Raw genomic sequence first — 18,908 nt, 5'->3', positions numbered from 1 at the left:
TCCTCCTGATAATAATGATTTTTGGATACTAACAATTTTACTATATCACTTGTACGTTATAATTGTATTGCATATTTATTAAGAAATATTAATAATGCAATTTATAAATATAATATATAATATATAATAGCAGTATGGTCTTGTAATCTTTATAAAATCTTCATATGTTTTATAGTTAATTCTTTAAAAAAATTTTTTAAAATAGAACTTGAGATGAAAATCAAGAGGAGGATTATTATGGAAAAATATTACAGAAAAGCTGCCTTTCTTGGAATTTTAATTAGCGTACTCTGGGTGATTTTTGTAAACACACAGCCATTTTCAGATTTTGCCTATTATGATGGACTGGCAAGACAGATAGCACTTGGAGGGCCCTGGGGTGATACCTATACTTCTGTGGGATATCCTATTGTGCTGGGGTTTGTATATAAAATTTTTGGCAGCAGTTTGGTATCAGCAAAAATCTTTAATTTAACACTTACATTTATAAACTACATACTTTTTTATAAAATACTGAAAAAAGCAGACCTTGCTGAAAAGAAGCGTAGATTCATATACGGCTTATTTGTTGCCTTCCCCAGCAATATATTTTACAATAGTGTTCTGGCGGTGGAAATACTGTTTACTACCATACTGCTTCTAATGACATTCCTGTACTTTTATGATGTCAGATACAAGTATATCCTGATTGGCATATTGACAGCTGCAGGTGCCATGGTGAAACCATTTTTCATAGTTTTTCCATTTCTGATCTTTATGGTTGAATTGTGTCTCAAAATGAAGTTTTGGGTGGTATTGAAACATTCAATCACCGTATTTATAATAAGTGCCATAGCCATATCACCGTGGCTGTATAGAAATACCAAGCTTTTAGGACAGTTCACATTTATATCCAATAATAGTGGAATAGTACTTTATGTAAATAATAATTCCCAAAATAAATACGGCATGTGGATGGATGCCAGAAATGTGCACGATTCCATTGTAAAAAAGACCGAGTATATAAATGCAAATGCCACGGAGAAAAACAGGATGCTTTCCAGTGCGGCACGAAAATGGATAGGGTCACATCCTGCAAAATTTGTTCAGCTCGGGTTCAAACGACTTTTTATTACCTATATTGGTTTTAGTGAAATAGACTACAGTTTCAACGGTGCAAACATAAACCCCGTTTTCAAATTCATATTTTCATTTTATGCCTATGCTGCAAGATATCTGGTGTTTATTCCTGCACTGATCATGATTGCTGTATACAGCGTAATAGTGATTAAAAAATTTTTTAATAAGAAGCCTGTGGATCGATACTTAATATACAATCTTATTTGCTTTTACATGTTTGCCGTTGTGTATTTTGTTTCCGAAGGTCAGCCCCGCTATTCATTTCCCTGTACATTTACATTGGTTTACCTTTTCTCCTGCTTTATGGAAAGAACCAATTTTGTCAGATCTGTAAAAAACGTAAAATTATAGAACATGTTATAATAAAATCAAGGGGGACATTTGTATGAAGGGACATAGTGTGCTGGTAGTAGACGATGACGAGGACATTCTGGATATAATAAAAATTTATCTGCAGAATGACAAATTTGAAGTAATTACTGCCTGTGACGGAAGATCGGCAATAGAAAAGCTGAAAAAACAGGATGTGGATTTGATAATATTGGATATAATGATGCCGGGGCTGGATGGACTGCATACCTGTCTTGAAATTAGAAAAGAGAAAAAAATACCCATAATAATGCTTTCTGCGAAAGATGATCCAAGCAGCAAGATACTGGGTCTTGATATAGGTGCTGACGATTATGTTACCAAACCCTTCAACCCGCTGGAACTGGTGGCCAGGGTAAGATCTCAAATCAGGAGATATTCGGATTTCAATAGCGGCAAACTCCGGGAGAAAAATAAAATTGTTATAGATGACCTTACAATAGATACTGAATCGCATGAGGTGTTTGTCGGAGAAAATTCAGTTGAGCTTACTCCAATTGAGTTTTCTATTTTGAAGGTGCTTGCTGAAAACAGGGGAAGAGTACTCAGTACGGAAACTATATATGAAAATGTGTGGAGTGAACCTTTTTACAATTCCAAGAATACGGTGGCAGTTCACATAAGGAATATAAGAGAAAAAATAGAGATAAATCCGGGAAAACCCAAATATATAAAAGTGGTCTGGGGAGTAGGTTATAGAATTGATAAGTAAAATAAAGGAATTTTTCCCTAAAAGCATATCAAGGGAACTTATTATGATCAACATGTTCAGTTTTATAGTGCTTGTAATTGGAATAACTGTTTCTGTCCAAATCATAATTTCTGATAAAAGTAACACCCAGAATTTTATCAATGCATCAAATGATACTTATGTGCAGGTTGTAAGATATGTTAAGTCCACTGATCCTCAAAATAATTATTATATAGACGATCTTGCAAAATTGAATAATGTAAATATAGCAGTTGCTGATCTGAAGGGCAATGTAGTTCTTAGATCAAATGGGGTAAAAGACAGTTATATGGATTTGAACTCCCATACTGGAAAAACAGTACGTGAATTATATGATTTGAATATATCAGGAAATAAATACGTACTTGTTACGTGGAAAGTTCCAGGAAACTACCATAAAATATTCAAACACATATTTGTAATAGCATTTCCAATTGTGATCTCACTTGGAATTATTTATTTCTGGTCTTATAGAAAAGTTGGGTATATAAAATATATCTGCAGAGGCATAGTAAAAATTTCCCAGGAAAATTTGGACTGCAAACTTGAGAAAAGAGGCAGTGATGAACTGGGAATTCTGGCAGAAAAAATAAATGAGATGTCCTTTAATCTGAAAAATATGATTGATCGTGAAAAATCTCTTCAAAGGTTTAAAAATGAACTGATAACTAACATGTCACATGATTTGAGGACGCCTCTCACTTCTCTGATTGGCTATCTGTATCTGTTAGATGACAAAAGCACTTCTGCAAAAGACAAAAAAATTTACAGTGAAAAATCTCTGGAGAGGGCAGAAAAACTCAAGCTTTTGATAGACAACCTGTTTCAGTATTCAAAATTGGAAAGCGGTGAAGTGAAACCTGAAATACACAATGTAAATATTGTTGAGATCATAGAACAGATCATAGGGGAGATGTCCATTCTGGCGGATAAATCGGAAATTGAACTTGTGAAAAAATACAATATGGCGGAGCTGAAATTAGATGTTGATCCCTACCTTATGAGCAGAGTTTTTCAGAATATATTATCCAATGCCATAAAGTACAGTAAAAAAAACAGCTGTGTATACATTTATATAACTTCAGATGAAGAGAATACAGAAGTGAGTTTTGAAAATGAACCTGCTCAGAATCTGTCAAATGGGCAAATGAAAAAGATATTTGAAAGATTCTATATGGGTGATAAGTCGAGAAATTCCCATGAAAATAATTCAGGCCTTGGGCTTGCCATAGTCGAAAATATTGTAAAGCTGCATAGAGGAGAGGTATGGGCGGAAAACGGGGATAATTCCTTTATAATATATGTGAAATTGAGAAACAACCTGGATTTGATCTGACGCTTGACATTTTTCTATATACAAGTTATTCTGGCGTTATGCGATATTTTTAAGGAGGAGATAATATGGATTTTTGCTGGATAACATTAAATGTAAAAAATATGGAGGAATCTTTGAAATTTTACAACGGACTGCTGGGAATCAAAATTTTCAGGAGATTTAGCCCTAATCCGGGAGTAAATATTGCCATGGTTGGAGAAAAATACGGTCCTAAAATTGAATTGATATGCAGTGAAAATAATAATTCAAAAATTCAAAGCAGGGGAATTTCTATTGGATTTGAAGTGAAATCACTGGATAAGGCTGTTGCCATAAAGAAAGGACCTGTTTCACCCTCACCGAAAGTTAGGTTTTTCTTTATAGAAGATCCAGATGGAGTTGAAATTCAGATAGTTGAAAATATGAGAGAATAAAATGGAGGGGTTAGCTCAAAGTGCAAAGAATACTCAAATTTATACCAAACATCATTACGGCATCGAGAATAATCATGTCTGCTTTATTCGTATCAAATGTTTTGAAGCAATTTAGGTATGGACAGGAAAAAATTCTCAGCATTGCAATTATATTTTTTTTAATATGCTTGTCGGATCTTATTGATGGCTATATTGCGAGAAAATCCAATTGTACTTCAAGAATGGGTGCTAAATTGGATATTTTTGCAGATCTATTTTTTATAGTTTCATCTTATGTGACTTTGGTAATTTTACGGATAATGCCTTTGTGGTTTTTGGTATTTGTCTGCTTGAAATTTATAGAATTTTTATATACATCAAATTTTATAAGAAAATGTGACGAAGTATCGGCGCATCCTTTTATTTTTGATAAACTGGGAAGAATTGTATCAGCTATGTTTTTTATCGTTCCAGGCATAATATGTTACAGCAGATTTTCCTGCACGGTAAATTTTTTATTGTACATAATTTTGATACTGGGAGTACTGTCTTCATACCTGAGAATAAAAGAGTGTTTCGAATGGAATTAAGTTTCCCTGAGGTTAACTTTTTCTACTAAAGTCAACTGCAAATCCATTTACAGCAAAGATACGAACACGTAAACTATTTATTGGGGGTGGTTATATGAAAGTGCTGAATATAGGAAAATGTATTGTTCAGATGAGAAAAAAGAAGGGAATAACGCAGGAGCAGCTGGCGGATTATATTGGAGTTTCCAAAGCATCTGTCTCCAAGTGGGAATCCGGACTGTGCTACCCAGATATTTTACTTCTTCCTGAGCTTGCATCTTATTTTAACATTTCAGTAGATGAATTGCTGGGATATTCTCCACAGCTTACAAAGAAAGACATAAAAAAAATCTACAATAAACTCTCGCATGAATTTACTGTTAAGTCTTTTGATGAAGTGTTGGATAAGTGCGGCAAACTGATAAAAAAGTATTATTCCTGTTTTCCCTTCCTGCTTTCCATGATTCAACTTCTATTGAATTATTCCATCCTGGCAAAAAATATGGCAGTAAAAAAGCAGATTTTTCAGCGGTGTATAATGCTGTGCATGAGAGTAAAAGAAGAATCAGGCAGCATTTCTGACATAAAAGATGCAAATACCAAGGAAGCAATTGCAGAGATGGCATTGGGAAACAGTGAAGAAGTTATCCGACTGCTGGGCGGCGAGCTAGCTCCATACAGCGGGGATGACGTCATACTTGTCAATGCATATAGGATGCAGGGGAAGACTGACCAGGCAAAGCTTGTGAATCAGATACTTCTTTTCAACAATGTAATAAACACACTGACACTTTTAAACAATTATCTTTCTCTTAATATGGATAAGCCGGTTTTATTCGAGAAGATATATTTTCAGGGACTTCAGATTATCGATTCTTTTAAGCTCAAGGATATTTTGACAAATGATGTTTTTAGAATTCATATCACTGCAGCCCAGGGGTATTTGTCGGAACAAAAAAAGGAAGAGGCTGTAGATGCCTTGGAGCGATATGTGGATACTGCCTGCAAAGTTCAGTTTCCATTGAGCTTCAAAGGAAATGAATATTTTAACCGGGTGGCTGAATGGTTTGAGGATAATAACTGCATTGGAACGAATATTCCTGTAGACGAGACAACGGTCAAGAAAAATTTTGTTGATACAGCTGCTGAAAATCCTGCATTTGCATCCTTGAAAGGGGATAAACGGTACAATTTGCTTATTGAAAAATTGAAAGAGAAATTGGGTGAGACAGACAAATGAATGCTGTAAATATAGAAGATCTTAAAAAGTCCTATGACGGAAAAGTCAATGTTTTAAACAATGTGAGTTTGAGCATACCCAAAGGTGAAATATTCGGTTTTCTCGGTCCGAATGGATCAGGGAAGACCACTACAGTCAGAATTTTAAACGGGGTTCTTTCTGCAACATCGGGGCATGCTGAGATTTTGGGGATGCCTGTGGGAGAAAATAATATTGAAATCCATAGGTTGTGCGGAGTTATGACCGAAAGCGCCTCCTGTTACGAAAATCTTACTGCCAGGCAGAATCTTATATTCTTCGGAAAAATGCATGAGATGGATGAAAAACTGCTTGACAAACGGGTGGACTTTATATTAAAGAGGCTGGAGCTGTCAGATGTAGGGGATAAGAAAGTGAAATCTTTCAGTACAGGAATGAGAAAGAGAGTTTCACTGGCTGTAGCACTGGTTCACAATCCTGAGATTTTGTTCCTTGACGAACCCACTTCCGGTCTTGATCCGGAAAATGCACTCAATGTTACGAAGCTCATAAAAGAACTTGCCGAAGAAAACAAGGTTACAATATTTCTCTGCACCCATCAGTTAAAATATGCTGAAGATATTTGTACGCTGTATGGTTTTATAAATAATGGGCATGTCCTTGGACTGGGCACATTTGAGGAACTTGCTTCAAGAAAAAATGCAGCTCTTCAATTGAAAATAAGGGGAAAAAATATTTCAAGAAAATCCGGGTTTGTTTATGAAGGCAATGGCATATACATTAAGTCTATTTCAGGAGATGAAGATGCAAATACTCTAATAAAAAATGTACTAGCAAACGGTGGGGAAATCTATGAGGCAATACAGAAAAAATGGTCCTTGGAACAGCTGTACTTTAAATATATAATTTGAGGTGACTGGAAAAATGATAAATAAGAGCGAAAAAGCATTGATATGCAAAGATATAAATGAAATAACAAGTTCAAAGCGTGTTTTTATTCCCATGACTATTGTGCCCGTTGTCCTGATTGTAATCATACCTTTTGCAGTACTTATCGGTGCAAATTTTATTGGAAGTGATTCAAGTACTTTCACAAAAATGGCTCCTCTTTTGAAAAAGCTGCCTTCGGAATATAGTGCATATACCCCTGCTCAGCTTTTGATAATGGTATCGCTGAATTTTATGTTTTCGTCATATTTCCTTATAATTCCGATAATGTGTTCAGGAGTTATCGGAGCCAGCAGTTTTGTGGGAGAAAAAGAACACAAGACCATGGAATCCCTGCTTTATACTCCAATATCAATGGAACAGCTGCTAAGGGCCAAGATTTTAGGTGTCTTTGTGCCATCTTACATAATTACCTTTATTTCATTTGTAGTTTTTGGCATAATATTTGATGTAGGCGGCTTCATCTATTTTGGAAAACTTATTTTCCCGGATGTAAAATGGCTCATAATCATATTCTGGATTACACCTGCAGTCAATTTATTGTCATTGACATTTACTGTCATGGTATCTGCAAAATCGGAAACTTTTCAGGAAGCACAGCAGGTGAGCGGCTTTCTTCTCATCCCGGTAATTATTTTACTGGTGGGCCAGATGACAGGGGTACTTTTGCTAAACAAAGCTATAATGCTTGCAGGAGGCGGAATTCTGATGATAATTGACTACCTACTTATAAAGAAAATTTCCTCCAAATTTGTTCCTGAAGAGCTGATTTAAATCCATATTAGATAATATTGCCAACTGAATGTGGTGTCTCTGGCCGCTGCTTTTACAGAAATAGCGGTATCTCCAAGATTTATTTATGATTTAATACTATAAATTTATATAACCTTGAAGATACTCACAGGCATATTCTATTAATAAAATTAACGCATAAATTCTTTTCCAATTTCATGAGCGACAGGCAACACCTCTTTGTTAACAAAATCTCTAACTTCCATTCTGATTTGTTGTGTTTCATCTGTCATAATTGAATCGTGGTAAATTTTTGGCATCAGTCTTGAAGTCATTTTTAATCCCCCTTAAAATTTTATTGTTTTATATTGATATCATTTGAGTAAATGTTAACAGCAAAAGAATACTATATTTAAAATATTTGTGTTTATAGAAAAATAACATGTTAGACTATTCTGTACTTTTTAAGGCTTATTGTATATATGAAAATGTATGCAGTCAATCGAATAATTGTATGTAATACAATATTCCAGTACAGGCCTTATTAAATACGAGTTAAAATAAATATTGCTGGGAGGTTTTATAAATGGATTGTATAGAAATTACAAAGGAACTTATTAAAATTGATAGTTCAAATTTAGAGGGAGCAAATGATGCCGTAAATTTTTGCAATAACATATTATCATCAAGTGGATTAAAGACTGAAATAATTGAGAATGATGGATTTAAAATTTTAATATGCACTATTGGAAATGGGCATAAGAGAATAATATTAAATGGACATCTGGATGTTGTCCTTGGAAAAAATAAGCAGTTTATGCCCTATATTGAAGATGGAAGGCTCTATGGAAGAGGTAGTGCTGACATGAAATCTGGGGCTGCAGCTATGCTTAGTACAATACTAAAGCTCAAGAATAAAAGCTTGACCTGCCAAGTTCAGCTTCAATTAGTTACAGATGAGGAAACTGGAGGCTTTAATTGTTCGAAATATCTAGCTGATAATGGTTTTGTGGGAGATTTTGTGATTTGTGGAGAGCCTACTCAATTAGGAATAGGTATACAAGCAAAAGGTATATTGCAGATTTATTTAGAGTTTATCGGAAAATCCGCTCACGGCAGCAGACCCTGGCAGGGAGATAATGCCATAGTTAAAGCCTATGAAGCTTATAAAACAATTACAAGTTTACCTTTTACTAAAGAAAAATCTGAATTTTATAGTTGTCCATCCGTTAATTTATCTAAAATTGAAGGTGGAGATGTTTATAATAAGGTACCTGACTATTGTAAAATGTATCTCGATATAAGATTTCTGCCGGAGCAAGATCCTAAAGAAATAATAAGACAAATTAAAGAGTCTGCTGGTGTTGAAGTAAATGTTCATTCTAGAGGAGATGCTGTAAAAACCAAGATTGATGATATGAATGTAAAAAAATTGAAGAAATCAATTAGCAGGATAACTAATGGTAAATCTGAGATATTTGGCCAGCATGGTTCTGCAGATACTAGGTTTTATTCAAAATATAATGTACCTTCTGTAGAATTTGGACCTATAGGAAAGAACTGGCATGGTGATGATGAATTTGTGATTATAGACTCAGTATACTTATATGAACAAATTCTTATGGATTTTATAAAAAATAACCAGTAATTGTATTACATACAATTATAGCATTGAAAGCATATAATTTCAATGCTATAATTTTACTAATGTATGTATTATATGCAGAAAAGTTTTATTGATAAAGACAAAAATGGAGACAGGGAGGAATGAGGCCTGAAGATGGTTCCGTAGTTGAAGGAGACATTAAAGCACAAGCGGAACAGGCCATAAAAAACTTAGGTGAGCTATTCAAAGCAGCTGGAACAGATTTTACAAAAGTAATTAAGACAACTTGCTTTCTTGCAGATATGTCTTATTTCAGTGCATTTAATGCAGTGTATGCAAAGTATTTCACTGAAAAGCCGGACAGAACTTGTGTTGCAGTAAAACAACTCCCACTTGGTGTTTTATGCGAAGTTGAGGCAATTGCCTATTTAGGAGATTAAAGGAGGAAATTAAAATGAGACAATATATAGTAGATGCTTTTTCAGACAAGGTATTTGGGGGAAACCCTGCAGCAGTATGTGTTATGAATAAATGGCTTCCTGATGAAATTATGATGAAGATAACAAGAGAAAATTGTCTGTCGGAGACAGCTTTTGCAGTAAAAGAAGGATCAGATTATAAATTAAGGTGGTTCACTCCCGGCGGCGAAATTGACTTATGCGGACATGCTACTCTTGCAACAGCATACATTATAACCAGGTTTATTGAGCCTGAAGTAACAGAAGTTCATTTTCAGACACTCAGCGGACTTTTATTAGTTGTAAAAAAAGGTGATCTTCTTAAAATGGACTTTCCATCATATGATTTAAAAAAAGTAGACGTAACTGAAGCGATGACTGAAGCCATAGGGGTCAGACCTCTAGAAGCATATATGGGTAGGGATCTGCTCTGTGTTCTTGAATCTGAAGAAGAAGTCAGAAATCTAAATCCGAATCAGGAGAAGGTAAATACACTGGATGGACTACTTTTACATGTTACAGCCAAAGGTAAAGAGTTCGATTGTGTATCCAGATCATTTGCACCAAAATGTAATGTACCAGAAGATCCGGTATGCGGTTCAGGACACTGCCATATTATTCCGTTCTGGGCTAAAAGGTCGGGAAAGAATAACCTAGTTGCCTACCAGGCTTCACCGAGAGGCGGCATATTATATTGTGAATATCAGGGAGAAAGAGTAAAAATGAGCGGCAAAGCAGCTTTATATTCCACTGCAGATATTAATTTCTAATGTATTTTGAATTTATGACTGGGAATTCTCGGTTGAGAATTTTTACACCTCATCACGAGCTGCCTTTTGCAGGGCATACAACTATTGGTTCCGCCTTCGCCGCACTGAAACATGGTATAAAACTCCAAAATATAACTTATTTGGTTCAAAAATGTGACAGTGGAATTATACAGAGCATAATCAAGATTGTTATTTATGGACAAATTTATTGGGAAAACTAAATTATATTTGTTAAGTTGGGAATTTATGGAGGGGGCATAGACATGAAAAAACTAGGTTTAATTGGCGGAATAGGGCCAGAATCAACAATCCCATATTATCATGATATTGTATATGGAGTTCAAAGCAAGGTTGGGGGAAATTTTTTCCCTAATTTAACTATTGAGAGCTTGAATGTTTTTGATGTTCTTGGTATGTGTGACAGAAAAGAATATGAAGCACTCGTCAATTATTTAATGAGTGCAATCAATAATTTGAAAGCCAGCGGAGTGGATTTTATAGCTTTAACTGGTAATACACCACATATTGTTTTTGACGAGTTGCAGGAGCGTTCATCTATTCCCATCATAAGTATTATTCAGGCCACCTGTGATGAGACAAAGCGACGCAATATATCTAAAGTAGGATTACTGGGGACAATCTTTACTATGGATGGAGAATTTTTTAAAAAGCCATTCGAAAATAATAATATAGAAGTAGTAATACCAAATGATGAAGAAAAGAGATTTGTTAATCAAAAAATTTCACAAGAGTTAGAATTAGGTATTGTCAAGGAAGAAACTTTATCGTCATTTCTGAAAATTGTGCAGAGAATGAAAGACGAAAATGGAATACAGGCAATTGTTTTAGGTTGTACTGAATTGCCTTTGTTGTTTAAAGGGGTTAGAACACCGGTAGATTGTTTGGATACAATGCAGATCCATATTCAGACGCTTATTAATATGATTGTAGGTTAGATCCTATAGGGTTAATAAAGCTTCAGAATTGAGAATTGTGACTACACAAGAAGCAAAAGAATTAGGTATAGTTTATCAAGTTACAACAGTGGATAAACTAGAGGAAGCAACTATGAAATTAGCGAAAAAACTTGCATGCGGGCCTTCGATAGCTTATTCATACATGAAGGACATGTTATATCAAACCTCATTTAATGATTTTGAAGAATTTTTGAAAATGGAGACTGACGCAGCGAAGTGTATTTTTCAAAATTTCCTATATTATCAGTGAATTTATATTTGTTTTATCAGTTTTTCCCGACAGGATATTTTTTAATATAGCTAAACCTTTTCCCAATTCATCAGAATTATTGGCAGATGATAATGCTACACGTAAAAATTGTTTTTCCTTATAATTTCCAACTAAGAAACGATCTGAATGATAAATATGAATCCCCTGTTCCAGGGCATCTTTTTCAAATTGATTTGCATTAAACTTCTGTTTTAGTGGAAGCCAGCGGAATAAACTCACAGGGTTTTCGTTTGAATTTTCTATTTTGAAATACCTTTTATAGATTTGATTCCGTTCTTTTGAAGCAGATATTTTATCTTCAACTATTTGGTCTGCTATACCGGTATTGATCATTTCAGCGATAATTTCTACATTTAATGCAGAAGTCTTTAAATTTATATTGTATATTCCACGCGTTATATTTTCAGAATATTTTCCGGGGTATACTATAAAAGCTACTCGTATTCCAGAACACAGGGACTTGGAAATACTGTTGATATAAATGGATTGTTCGGGTACAAAAGAAGTAATGGAAATATAATTTTCAGGATTGAGGAAATAATAAATGTCATCTTCTATTAAGAGAAGGTTATTTTTTTTTATGATTTCTGCAAGTTCCTGTTTGCGTTCCATGTTCATTAAAGTTCCGGTAGGGTTGCTACAAGAAGGCATGAGATATATACCTTGTATGTTGTTCAGCTTGCATTGTGCATCCAGTTCTTCAGGTTTCATTCCTACATTGTCTCCCTTTATTGGAATCAATTGAATATCAAGCATATTTGCCAGTTCAATAAAATTAGGGTATGTGTATACGTCAACTGCAATTTTATCTCCTGAATGAAAAAGAGAAATCAAGATAACTGCAAGGGCATTTTGAGCACCTGATGTAATTGCAATATTCTCAATGTCTGCATCTATGTTATATTTTTTAAGCCATTTTTTAGCAGCGCTTTTGTGATAGGGGGTACCCAGCGGATAAGTGTAGTCTAATAATTTTTCTGCATATCCCTTTGATAAAACGCTCTTTGCTGTATTTACAACAAGTGAATTGTTTTGGTCGAAGGGTTTTATAATCCCCATTTCTATGTAGCTTTTTTCTGTTCTGCAGTCTGATATTGAAATTATCGAACCTGCATTTGGTGAAACAAAAGTCCCTCTTCCGGTTGTACCATAAATTAATCCTTTTAGCTCACATATTTTAAATGCCCTTGTTATGGTGCTGAGGTTAATATCCAGATAATCCGCCAGCTCTCGCTGAGGTGGCAATTTTGTGTTTGGGGCGAGGTATCCGTTTACAATATCATATTCCAGCAGATTTGCAATGGAAAGGTATATTGGTGTTTTAAGTTGAGTTTTATTGGGTTTCCATGACATTGGATAATTTTCAAAAGAATTTATTGGCATAGTAGAGCCTCCTGTAATTGTATTACATACAAGTATAGCATTGAAAGCATATAATTACAATGCTATACTTTTACTAATGTATGTATTATGTGCAAACTGAAACAGATGCAGATAGTAACTTTTATCTTATTAAATCACAAATCTTGGAGATACTCCTAGTTATATTTGTACAATGTCTAAAAGTAATTCAGCACAAAAAATTAGAGTATATTTGAATCAGGTTTAAATACATGCAAAACTAATTAAAAATAAATATAGCAATTATTATAAATATTAATAAATTTCAGGAGGTGAATATGATGACGAAATCAGAGTTTTTAAAAAAAGCGGAAGAAATTTGTTTAAGAGATGATTGCAGTATCTCAAATGCAATTGATGCAGTTATATATGAAAATAAAATAACCAATGCAGAATTCATTGCATTGTTCTGTAAAGGCAAAAGTAGTATAGGCTGATGATATACGTTTATTATAGTAATAAAATATTATTTTTTAGCTAAAGATCTTTGACAATATTAAGTGATCATGTTACTATCAAAATAGTGTACATACACTATTTTTAGTAATAAATGGAGATATATCATGAGAGAAAAAATAAAACGTGTGAAAAGCAAATGCAATTGTATAAATTTAAGAAGAGCTTCAAATGCAATTACTGAATACTATGATAATATTATGAAGCCTAGTGGACTTACAGTAAATCAATTTTGCCTATTGAGGAATCTTAAAAGATTGGGTGTATGCAGTACAAGTGAACTAGCTGAATACGTTGGACTGGAAAGGACTACATTAGTACGTACTATCAGGCCGCTTTTCCAAAAAAATTATGTTGAAGACATTTCCCCCGAAGGATCCAGAAATCGTCAAATTCAGGTCACGCCACAAGGTATACAAGCTTTAGAGATAAGTATTCCTTTATGGGAGAAAGCTCAAAAAGCTGTTGAATTAAAATTAGGTTCCAAAAATTTAAAATTGCTCATAAAATTTCTAGAAAAAATAGAAGAACTGTGATTAATAGATATATGAAAATTTTTAATCAAATCGTGTATATACACGATTATAGAGGGGGAATTTATATGTCATTTACTGAGGAAATCAAGAATTATGCGTTAGATTTGGGGTATTGTGGAGTTGGGTGCATTTCAATAGATGCAGTAGCTGACTATGTGGAAATATTGAAATCAAGAAATGAAACCTATGATTTTTTGATTAGGCAACCACAAGGTCCGATGAAAGGTGCTATTCCCAAAGTATTTATGCCTGAGGCAAAATCTATAATAGTCCTTGCATGGGATTATTTTCAGAAAGACTTTCCGAAAACTTTGACGGAAAAAATTGGACGGGCTTATCTATCGAGATCATATCATCCTTTAGAGAATAGTATTAACGGTGCTAGAGTTAAACTCATGGAAAAATTTTTAGTTTCAAAGGGATGTAAAGTCAATACAAATATAAATGTTCCAGCTCGGTGGGCATCTGCAAAAGCCGGGGTTACAACTTTTGGGAAAAATAATTTTGCTTATGTTAATGGGGTTGGTTCTTTTATTATAATCTATACAATTGTAATTGATCAGAAGCTGGATTATGATCAACCTACAATGAATTGCCAGTGTCCTCAAAATTGCAGGGCGTGTATGGCTGCATGTCCTACAGCTGCTATATATGAGCCTTTTAAACTAAATCCATATAAATGTTTGGGATTTAATGCCTGGATGAGGCAGGAAAAAAATAATATCCCTACTGTAATTCCCGAAGGAATACGAGAAAAAATGGGAACACGTGTGCATGGCTGTGATTTGTGTCAAGAAGCATGTCCCAGAAATAGAAAAAAGCTAAAGTCTCAATTTCCAAAAGATCAATTTCTTGAAAAAATATCGAGAAACTTTACACTTATTGATCTTCTGCATATCACAGATGATTTTTACAGAAAAAATGTTTATCCAATTATGTACAACTATATAGAAGATTATAAGTATTTCAAAAGAAATGCAGCTGTTGCCATAGGCAATACCGGTGATTCAGGGATGATTTCAGAATTGGCAAAAATATTGGACAATGAAGATGAACTGGTGAGAATACATGTTGCGTGGGCAATAGGTCATATAGGAGGGAAAAAAGCAAAACAGGTTTTACTAAACAGGTTGGACGAAGAACAATCTATTGCAACAAAGCAAGAAATTATCTCTGCATTAAATAATTGCAGTGTATAGGCAAATTTGATCTTATTGATTTTGGGGGTTGAGAGTATGAAGTTTCTTCTATAAATTGTTTTTCTGTGATAATTGTTAAAGTTGATATTGGTAAAATAAAATGTTATCTTCTCATAATACACTCTTTAAAAAATTATGATGTAAATCTAACAAGATGGTAAGACGTCTAAACAATGCATCAGTACATAAGCAGAAATAAATTAGATATCATCGAAGGTTTTGCAGAGAGCTGGTTTTGTGTGAGGTTCATATATAAGAATATTTTAAAAGGAGTGAAATCAAATGAAATCTTTATTTGACAAAACAGAATTAGCGGGTATGAGACTGAAGAACAGATTTATTCGTTCAGCAACTTACGATGGATTTGCTGATAAAAATGGACATATGACAAAAAACTGTACAAAATTTATGAAAATTTGGCAAAAGGGGGAGTAGGCACAATTATCACGGGAATGACTTTTGTAAGTGATTTGGAGAATGTTTATCCAGGACAGTCAGGGATCTATGATGATACATTTATCGATGAATATCAAGTTTTGACTGAGATGGCTCACCAATACAATGTCAATATTATCATGCAACTTGCCTGTATCGGTTCACAAACTTCAGTTGACGCAAATAGTGGCAAGGCAGTGTGGGGACCAAGTTCAGTGGCAGACCTAGCTTATAAAAATACACCGAAGGAAATGACAAGGGAGGAAATCGTCTTTGTGCAAAAATCCTTTGCTGATGCAGCGTATAGGGCTAAGGAAGCAGGGTTCGATGGCATCCAGATACATGCGGCACATGGCTATTTGTTAAGTAAATTTTTAACACCTTATTATAACCGCAGAACAGATCAATATGCCGGCAATCGGGAAAATCGTTTTAGAATGGTATTGGAAACTTTTCAAGCAATACGGGATAGAGTTGGTTCGAGCTATCCGGTTTTTATAAAAATTAACAGCGAAGATTTTATGAAGCAGGGAATGACTTTTTCAGATTGTAAATATGTATGTCGCAAATTAGAAGAAATGGGAATAAACGCAATTGAAATCAGCGGTGGAAGCCTTTCATCACGCCCAAATGAGGGCTTTGCCCGTAAAATTCCACCTGAAAAAAAATCCTACTACGAAAAATATGCTGCAGAAATTGCACAGAAAATCAAAACGCCGATCATATTGGTTGGTGGAAACCGGGACGTTGGGGACATGACAAAAATTTTGAATAATACTGCTGTTGAGTATATTTCTCTTTCCAGACCGCTTATTTGTGAAAGTGATTTAATTAATCGCTGGAAAAAAGATACTGCTCCAGCAAAGTGCATTTCCTGTAATAAGTGTTTCGGTGGTACTGGAACAGTCTGTATTTTTAATCGCTAAAATATTATCAATATATGCAATATTAATTAAAGAAAAGGAATTTGACAAAAATATATATAATTAGGATATCTAAAAGGGGGTTTATCATGAATGTATAGTTTTAAGAATGACTACAGCGAGGGAGCACACCCAAGAATACTAAATGCTTTAATGGAATCAAATTTAAAACAGACTGAAGTATATGGAGAAGATTATTATACAAAAAAAGCGATTAAGTTATTAAAACAAAGAATTAAGCGTAATGATATTGATATCCATTTGCTTTCTGGAGGTACACAAACAAATCTTACTGCAATTTCTGCTTTTTTAAGACCTTATGAAGCAGCTATTGCGGCCAATACGGGTCATATATTTGTTCATGAGACAGGGGCAATTGAAGCTACAGGACACAAAGTTATATCTATTAAAGTAAATGATGGTAAGTTAAGTCCATCACGTATTGAGCCAGTTTTAAATACACATGGAGATGAACATATGGTAAAACCTAGGCTAGTTTATATTTCTGATCCTACAGAAATGGGTTCTATTTATACTAAAAATGAAATACAACAATTGAGCAAGTTTTGTATAAAAAATGGACTCCTTTTATATGTAGATGGTGCACGTTTAGGATCTGCTCTATGTTCAGAAGAGAATGATATAGAACTTTCTGATTTAGGTAGGTTAGTTGACTCTTTCTATATTGGAGGAACTAAAAATGGTGCTTTGATAGGAGAAGCCCTTGTAATCTGTAAAGATTCACTTAAAGAGAATTTTCGATTCTATATTAAACAGAAAGGGGCACTGCTTGCGAAAGGAAGGCTTCTCGGAATACAGTTTTTAGAACTTTTCAAAGACAATTTATATTTTAATTTGGCAAAGCATTCTAATGAAATGGCTAACTTATTGAAAAACGGAATCAGTAAATTGGGGTATAAGTTTTTTACATACTCATCTTCAAATCAGATATTTCCAATAATACCTAATAAATTAATTAAAAAACTTCAGGATAAATATTCTTTTTGTATTTGGAAAAAAATTGACGACAATAATTCTGTTATTCGACTTGTAACTTCTTGGGCAACCAAAGAAGATAGTGTTTTGGCTTTTATTGAAGATATGAAAAATTTCATATCTTAGAATATAGGTACGAGTGCATGATTGGATAAAATAAAAAAAGTAATGAAGTCAATTTAATTATTTGGAAGGTTAATTACGTCTACACTGCTGATGCTGTTATTTATACCGATCATCTATAAGTGAATAAGACTAAATTTCTAATTTTTGTGTCTACTTTATTGACTTAGTTCCAGAATATATAAAAATAGAGTGCTGTAAAACTATCTTAAAAAATAGTTTTGCAGCACTCCCCTTCATCTTGCTTTTATTTTGTATTGATAACCTGCTGCGCCATTTTAACTAAGTCATCTTTTGATACATTAGAATCAGATCCTAAAAAAGAATAATTAATTCCATCCTGCATCCAATTTAAACATTGAACTTGAGAGATTTTTTCCTTATCAGAATCAGATCCATAACTAAATACATATTTACCGGATAATTTATCCTTCTTATCCTGTTCTGTCATTTTATAATCTGATGGTACAAATTTGTTGGTATATGAATAATAATATAAATCTATACCATTATAATTAGCAATAGCAGTCGCTCCCTTTGATCTTTCACCCAACCTTCCATTTTCCATATAAAGACTTAATTCATCATTTCCTTTTGCATAAGTAAAATCAAGTGATTTTGTTTTCCCTGCAAAATTACCTTTATTATCAATTCCTTTGTTATTTACAATAACTCCATTTACAAAAGTATATCCATTGCCAAATTTATTGACTAATTTAGGGTTGAATTTTAAATCCTTCCTCACTTGTTCTGCTGTAGGTATAGTAGTATATGCTGGTGTACTGCTTGAAGATGAAATTATAGAGCTTACTTTTCCTGCAGCAAATACAGTTGTTCCTATTACCATAGTAGCTACTAATCCAACTATAATTTTTTTCTTAATTGATCCTTTTTTATATATTTTCCCATTTTCCATTTTATCCGGTAAACTATTTAATGCTGCACTTACCTTATTTTTAAAACTTTTAGGTGTATCCGGAAAGGCATTATTCCAATCATACTTATTCATAATTTACCTCCATATCTTCTAACTTTATTTTCAATAAATTTCGTCCTTTTGCCAATCTACTTTTTACAGTTCCTGCAGGTATTTCTAAAATTTCTTTAATTTCTTTTATTGAATATCCCTCTACATAATAAAGAACAATTGTAATACGAATATGTTCCGGCAAATTCTGAACAGCCATATATAACTCACTATAATCTTTTTTATCTTTAGCTTTGGCAGATTCAAAGTATTCTTCGTAAGGTACTTGTGAACACTCTTTACGTATCAAACTATAACATTCATTTATAAGTATTTGATGCTAGAATAAAAATAGTACAAAATAAATTGAGAAAGT

At 33.7% G+C, this 18,908-nt stretch carries 23 protein-coding genes and 1 pseudogene; 20 read left to right on the top strand and 4 right to left on the bottom strand.

Going from position 1 to position 18,908, the window contains the following annotated elements; genetic code table 11:
• The first annotated feature begins 237 nt into the window (after positions 1-237).
• The 8 genes from AB8S09_RS14275 to AB8S09_RS14240 all read left to right on the top strand — a co-directional run bounded on the left by AB8S09_RS14275 (position 238) and on the right by AB8S09_RS14240 (position 7,456).
• The gene (locus tag AB8S09_RS14275; protein WP_369869370.1) at positions 238-1,470 is read left to right on the top strand and encodes an ArnT family glycosyltransferase; all 1,233 of its coding nucleotides are present in this window, start codon (positions 238-240) and stop codon (positions 1,468-1,470) included.
• A gap of 34 nt (positions 1,471-1,504) precedes the next feature.
• Positions 1,505-2,200, top strand: a complete 696-nt coding sequence (locus AB8S09_RS14270) for a response regulator transcription factor (protein ID WP_294184358.1) — start codon at positions 1,505-1,507, stop codon at positions 2,198-2,200.
• Positions 2,190-3,554, top strand: coding sequence for a HAMP domain-containing sensor histidine kinase (locus tag AB8S09_RS14265; RefSeq protein ID WP_294184366.1), 1,365 nt, complete (start codon positions 2,190-2,192; stop codon positions 3,552-3,554). Before AB8S09_RS14270 ends, AB8S09_RS14265 begins: the two co-directional genes overlap by 11 nt.
• A gap of 65 nt (positions 3,555-3,619) precedes the next feature.
• Entirely contained in the window at positions 3,620-3,967 is a 348-nt protein-coding gene (locus AB8S09_RS14260; protein ID WP_294184367.1) for a VOC family protein, read from the top strand.
• Between the two features lie 20 nt (positions 3,968-3,987).
• Entirely contained in the window at positions 3,988-4,536 is a 549-nt protein-coding gene (locus AB8S09_RS14255; RefSeq protein WP_369869369.1) for a CDP-alcohol phosphatidyltransferase family protein, read from the top strand.
• 94 nt (positions 4,537-4,630) lie between these two features.
• Positions 4,631-5,755 carry a helix-turn-helix domain-containing protein gene (locus tag AB8S09_RS14250; protein ID WP_294184371.1) on the top strand — a complete coding sequence of 375 codons (1,125 nt, stop codon included), beginning with the start codon at positions 4,631-4,633 and terminating at the stop codon, positions 5,753-5,755.
• The gene (locus AB8S09_RS14245; RefSeq protein WP_294184373.1) at positions 5,752-6,645 is read left to right on the top strand and encodes an ABC transporter ATP-binding protein; all 894 of its coding nucleotides are present in this window, start codon (positions 5,752-5,754) and stop codon (positions 6,643-6,645) included. The genes AB8S09_RS14250 and AB8S09_RS14245 overlap by 4 nt, the downstream gene beginning before the upstream one ends.
• A 16-nt stretch (positions 6,646-6,661) precedes the next feature.
• On the top strand, positions 6,662-7,456 hold the full coding sequence (locus AB8S09_RS14240; RefSeq protein ID WP_294184419.1) for an ABC transporter permease subunit: 795 nt from the start codon (positions 6,662-6,664) through the stop codon (positions 7,454-7,456).
• A gap of 149 nt (positions 7,457-7,605) precedes the next feature.
• On the opposite strand, the gene AB8S09_RS14235 is transcribed toward AB8S09_RS14240, so the two are convergent.
• Positions 7,606-7,749, bottom strand: a complete 144-nt coding sequence (locus tag AB8S09_RS14235) for an acyl-CoA dehydrogenase N-terminal domain-containing protein (protein WP_294184376.1) — start codon at positions 7,747-7,749, stop codon at positions 7,606-7,608.
• A 251-nt stretch (positions 7,750-8,000) separates the two neighbouring features.
• Here AB8S09_RS14235 and AB8S09_RS14230 point away from each other — a divergent pair, with 251 nt between their 5' ends.
• The 6 genes and pseudogenes from AB8S09_RS14230 (at position 8,001) to AB8S09_RS14205 (ending at position 11,475) form a co-directional block, all read left to right on the top strand.
• Positions 8,001-9,062 (top strand): M20 family metallopeptidase, encoded by a 1,062-nt coding sequence (locus tag AB8S09_RS14230; RefSeq protein ID WP_369869368.1) that lies wholly within the window; start codon positions 8,001-8,003, stop codon positions 9,060-9,062.
• Between the two features lie 119 nt (positions 9,063-9,181).
• Positions 9,182-9,460: pseudogene (locus AB8S09_RS14225) on the top strand (Rid family hydrolase); the annotation flags it as partial.
• Between the two features lie 14 nt (positions 9,461-9,474).
• Positions 9,475-10,248: a PhzF family phenazine biosynthesis protein gene (locus AB8S09_RS14220; RefSeq protein WP_294184380.1), complete on the top strand. Its 774-nt coding sequence runs from the start codon at positions 9,475-9,477 to the stop codon at positions 10,246-10,248.
• A 14-nt stretch (positions 10,249-10,262) separates the two neighbouring features.
• A complete protein-coding gene (locus AB8S09_RS14215) occupies positions 10,263-10,469 on the top strand; it encodes a PhzF family phenazine biosynthesis protein (protein ID WP_369869366.1) in 207 nt (68 codons plus the stop codon).
• Positions 10,470-10,511: 42 nt separating this feature from the next.
• The gene (locus AB8S09_RS14210) at positions 10,512-11,204 is read left to right on the top strand and encodes an aspartate/glutamate racemase family protein (protein ID WP_294184385.1); all 693 of its coding nucleotides are present in this window, start codon (positions 10,512-10,514) and stop codon (positions 11,202-11,204) included.
• A 37-nt stretch (positions 11,205-11,241) separates the two neighbouring features.
• Complete coding sequence (locus AB8S09_RS14205; protein WP_369869365.1) at positions 11,242-11,475, top strand: enoyl-CoA hydratase-related protein; 234 nt, start codon at positions 11,242-11,244, stop codon at positions 11,473-11,475.
• On the opposite strand, the gene AB8S09_RS14200 is transcribed toward AB8S09_RS14205, so the two are convergent.
• Positions 11,461-12,879, bottom strand: coding sequence for an aminotransferase-like domain-containing protein (locus tag AB8S09_RS14200; RefSeq protein WP_369869364.1), 1,419 nt, complete (start codon positions 12,877-12,879; stop codon positions 11,461-11,463). The two genes, AB8S09_RS14205 and AB8S09_RS14200, sit on opposite strands and share 15 nt — an antisense overlap.
• A gap of 296 nt (positions 12,880-13,175) precedes the next feature.
• On the opposite strand from AB8S09_RS14200, the gene AB8S09_RS14195 reads away from it, so the two are divergent.
• The 6 genes from AB8S09_RS14195 (at position 13,176) to AB8S09_RS14170 (ending at position 17,568) form a co-directional block, all read left to right on the top strand.
• A complete protein-coding gene (locus AB8S09_RS14195; RefSeq protein ID WP_294184390.1) occupies positions 13,176-13,334 on the top strand; it encodes a hypothetical protein in 159 nt (52 codons plus the stop codon).
• A gap of 126 nt (positions 13,335-13,460) precedes the next feature.
• Positions 13,461-13,889 (top strand): MarR family winged helix-turn-helix transcriptional regulator, encoded by a 429-nt coding sequence (locus AB8S09_RS14190; RefSeq protein ID WP_294184391.1) that lies wholly within the window; start codon positions 13,461-13,463, stop codon positions 13,887-13,889.
• A gap of 65 nt (positions 13,890-13,954) precedes the next feature.
• Positions 13,955-15,088, top strand: coding sequence for an epoxyqueuosine reductase (locus tag AB8S09_RS14185; protein WP_369869363.1), 1,134 nt, complete (start codon positions 13,955-13,957; stop codon positions 15,086-15,088).
• 282 nt (positions 15,089-15,370) lie between these two features.
• Complete coding sequence (locus tag AB8S09_RS14180; protein WP_369869362.1) at positions 15,371-15,523, top strand: FAD/FMN-binding oxidoreductase; 153 nt, start codon at positions 15,371-15,373, stop codon at positions 15,521-15,523.
• Between the two features lie 17 nt (positions 15,524-15,540).
• Positions 15,541-16,449 carry an NADH:flavin oxidoreductase gene (locus AB8S09_RS14175; RefSeq protein WP_369869361.1) on the top strand — a complete coding sequence of 303 codons (909 nt, stop codon included), beginning with the start codon at positions 15,541-15,543 and terminating at the stop codon, positions 16,447-16,449.
• Between the two features lie 90 nt (positions 16,450-16,539).
• Positions 16,540-17,568 carry a threonine aldolase family protein gene (locus tag AB8S09_RS14170; RefSeq protein WP_369869360.1) on the top strand — a complete coding sequence of 343 codons (1,029 nt, stop codon included), beginning with the start codon at positions 16,540-16,542 and terminating at the stop codon, positions 17,566-17,568.
• A 244-nt stretch (positions 17,569-17,812) separates the two neighbouring features.
• Here the strand turns inward: AB8S09_RS14170 and AB8S09_RS14165 are convergent, their stop codons facing one another.
• Positions 17,813-18,574 carry a hypothetical protein gene (locus AB8S09_RS14165; protein WP_294184397.1) on the bottom strand — a complete coding sequence of 254 codons (762 nt, stop codon included), beginning with the start codon at positions 18,572-18,574 and terminating at the stop codon, positions 17,813-17,815.
• Positions 18,567-18,842: a sigma factor-like helix-turn-helix DNA-binding protein gene (locus AB8S09_RS14160; protein ID WP_369869359.1), complete on the bottom strand. Its 276-nt coding sequence runs from the start codon at positions 18,840-18,842 to the stop codon at positions 18,567-18,569. The genes AB8S09_RS14165 and AB8S09_RS14160 overlap by 8 nt, the downstream gene beginning before the upstream one ends.
• Positions 18,843-18,908 lie beyond the last annotated feature (66 nt).

It is taken from the genome of Clostridium lapidicellarium (genome assembly GCF_041224415.1).
Classification (GTDB): domain Bacteria; phylum Bacillota; class Clostridia; order Clostridiales; family Clostridiaceae; genus Clostridium_B; species Clostridium_B lapidicellarium.
Note: the sequence above shows the minus strand (reverse complement) of the source record. Positions and strands in the feature narration are given on the sequence as shown.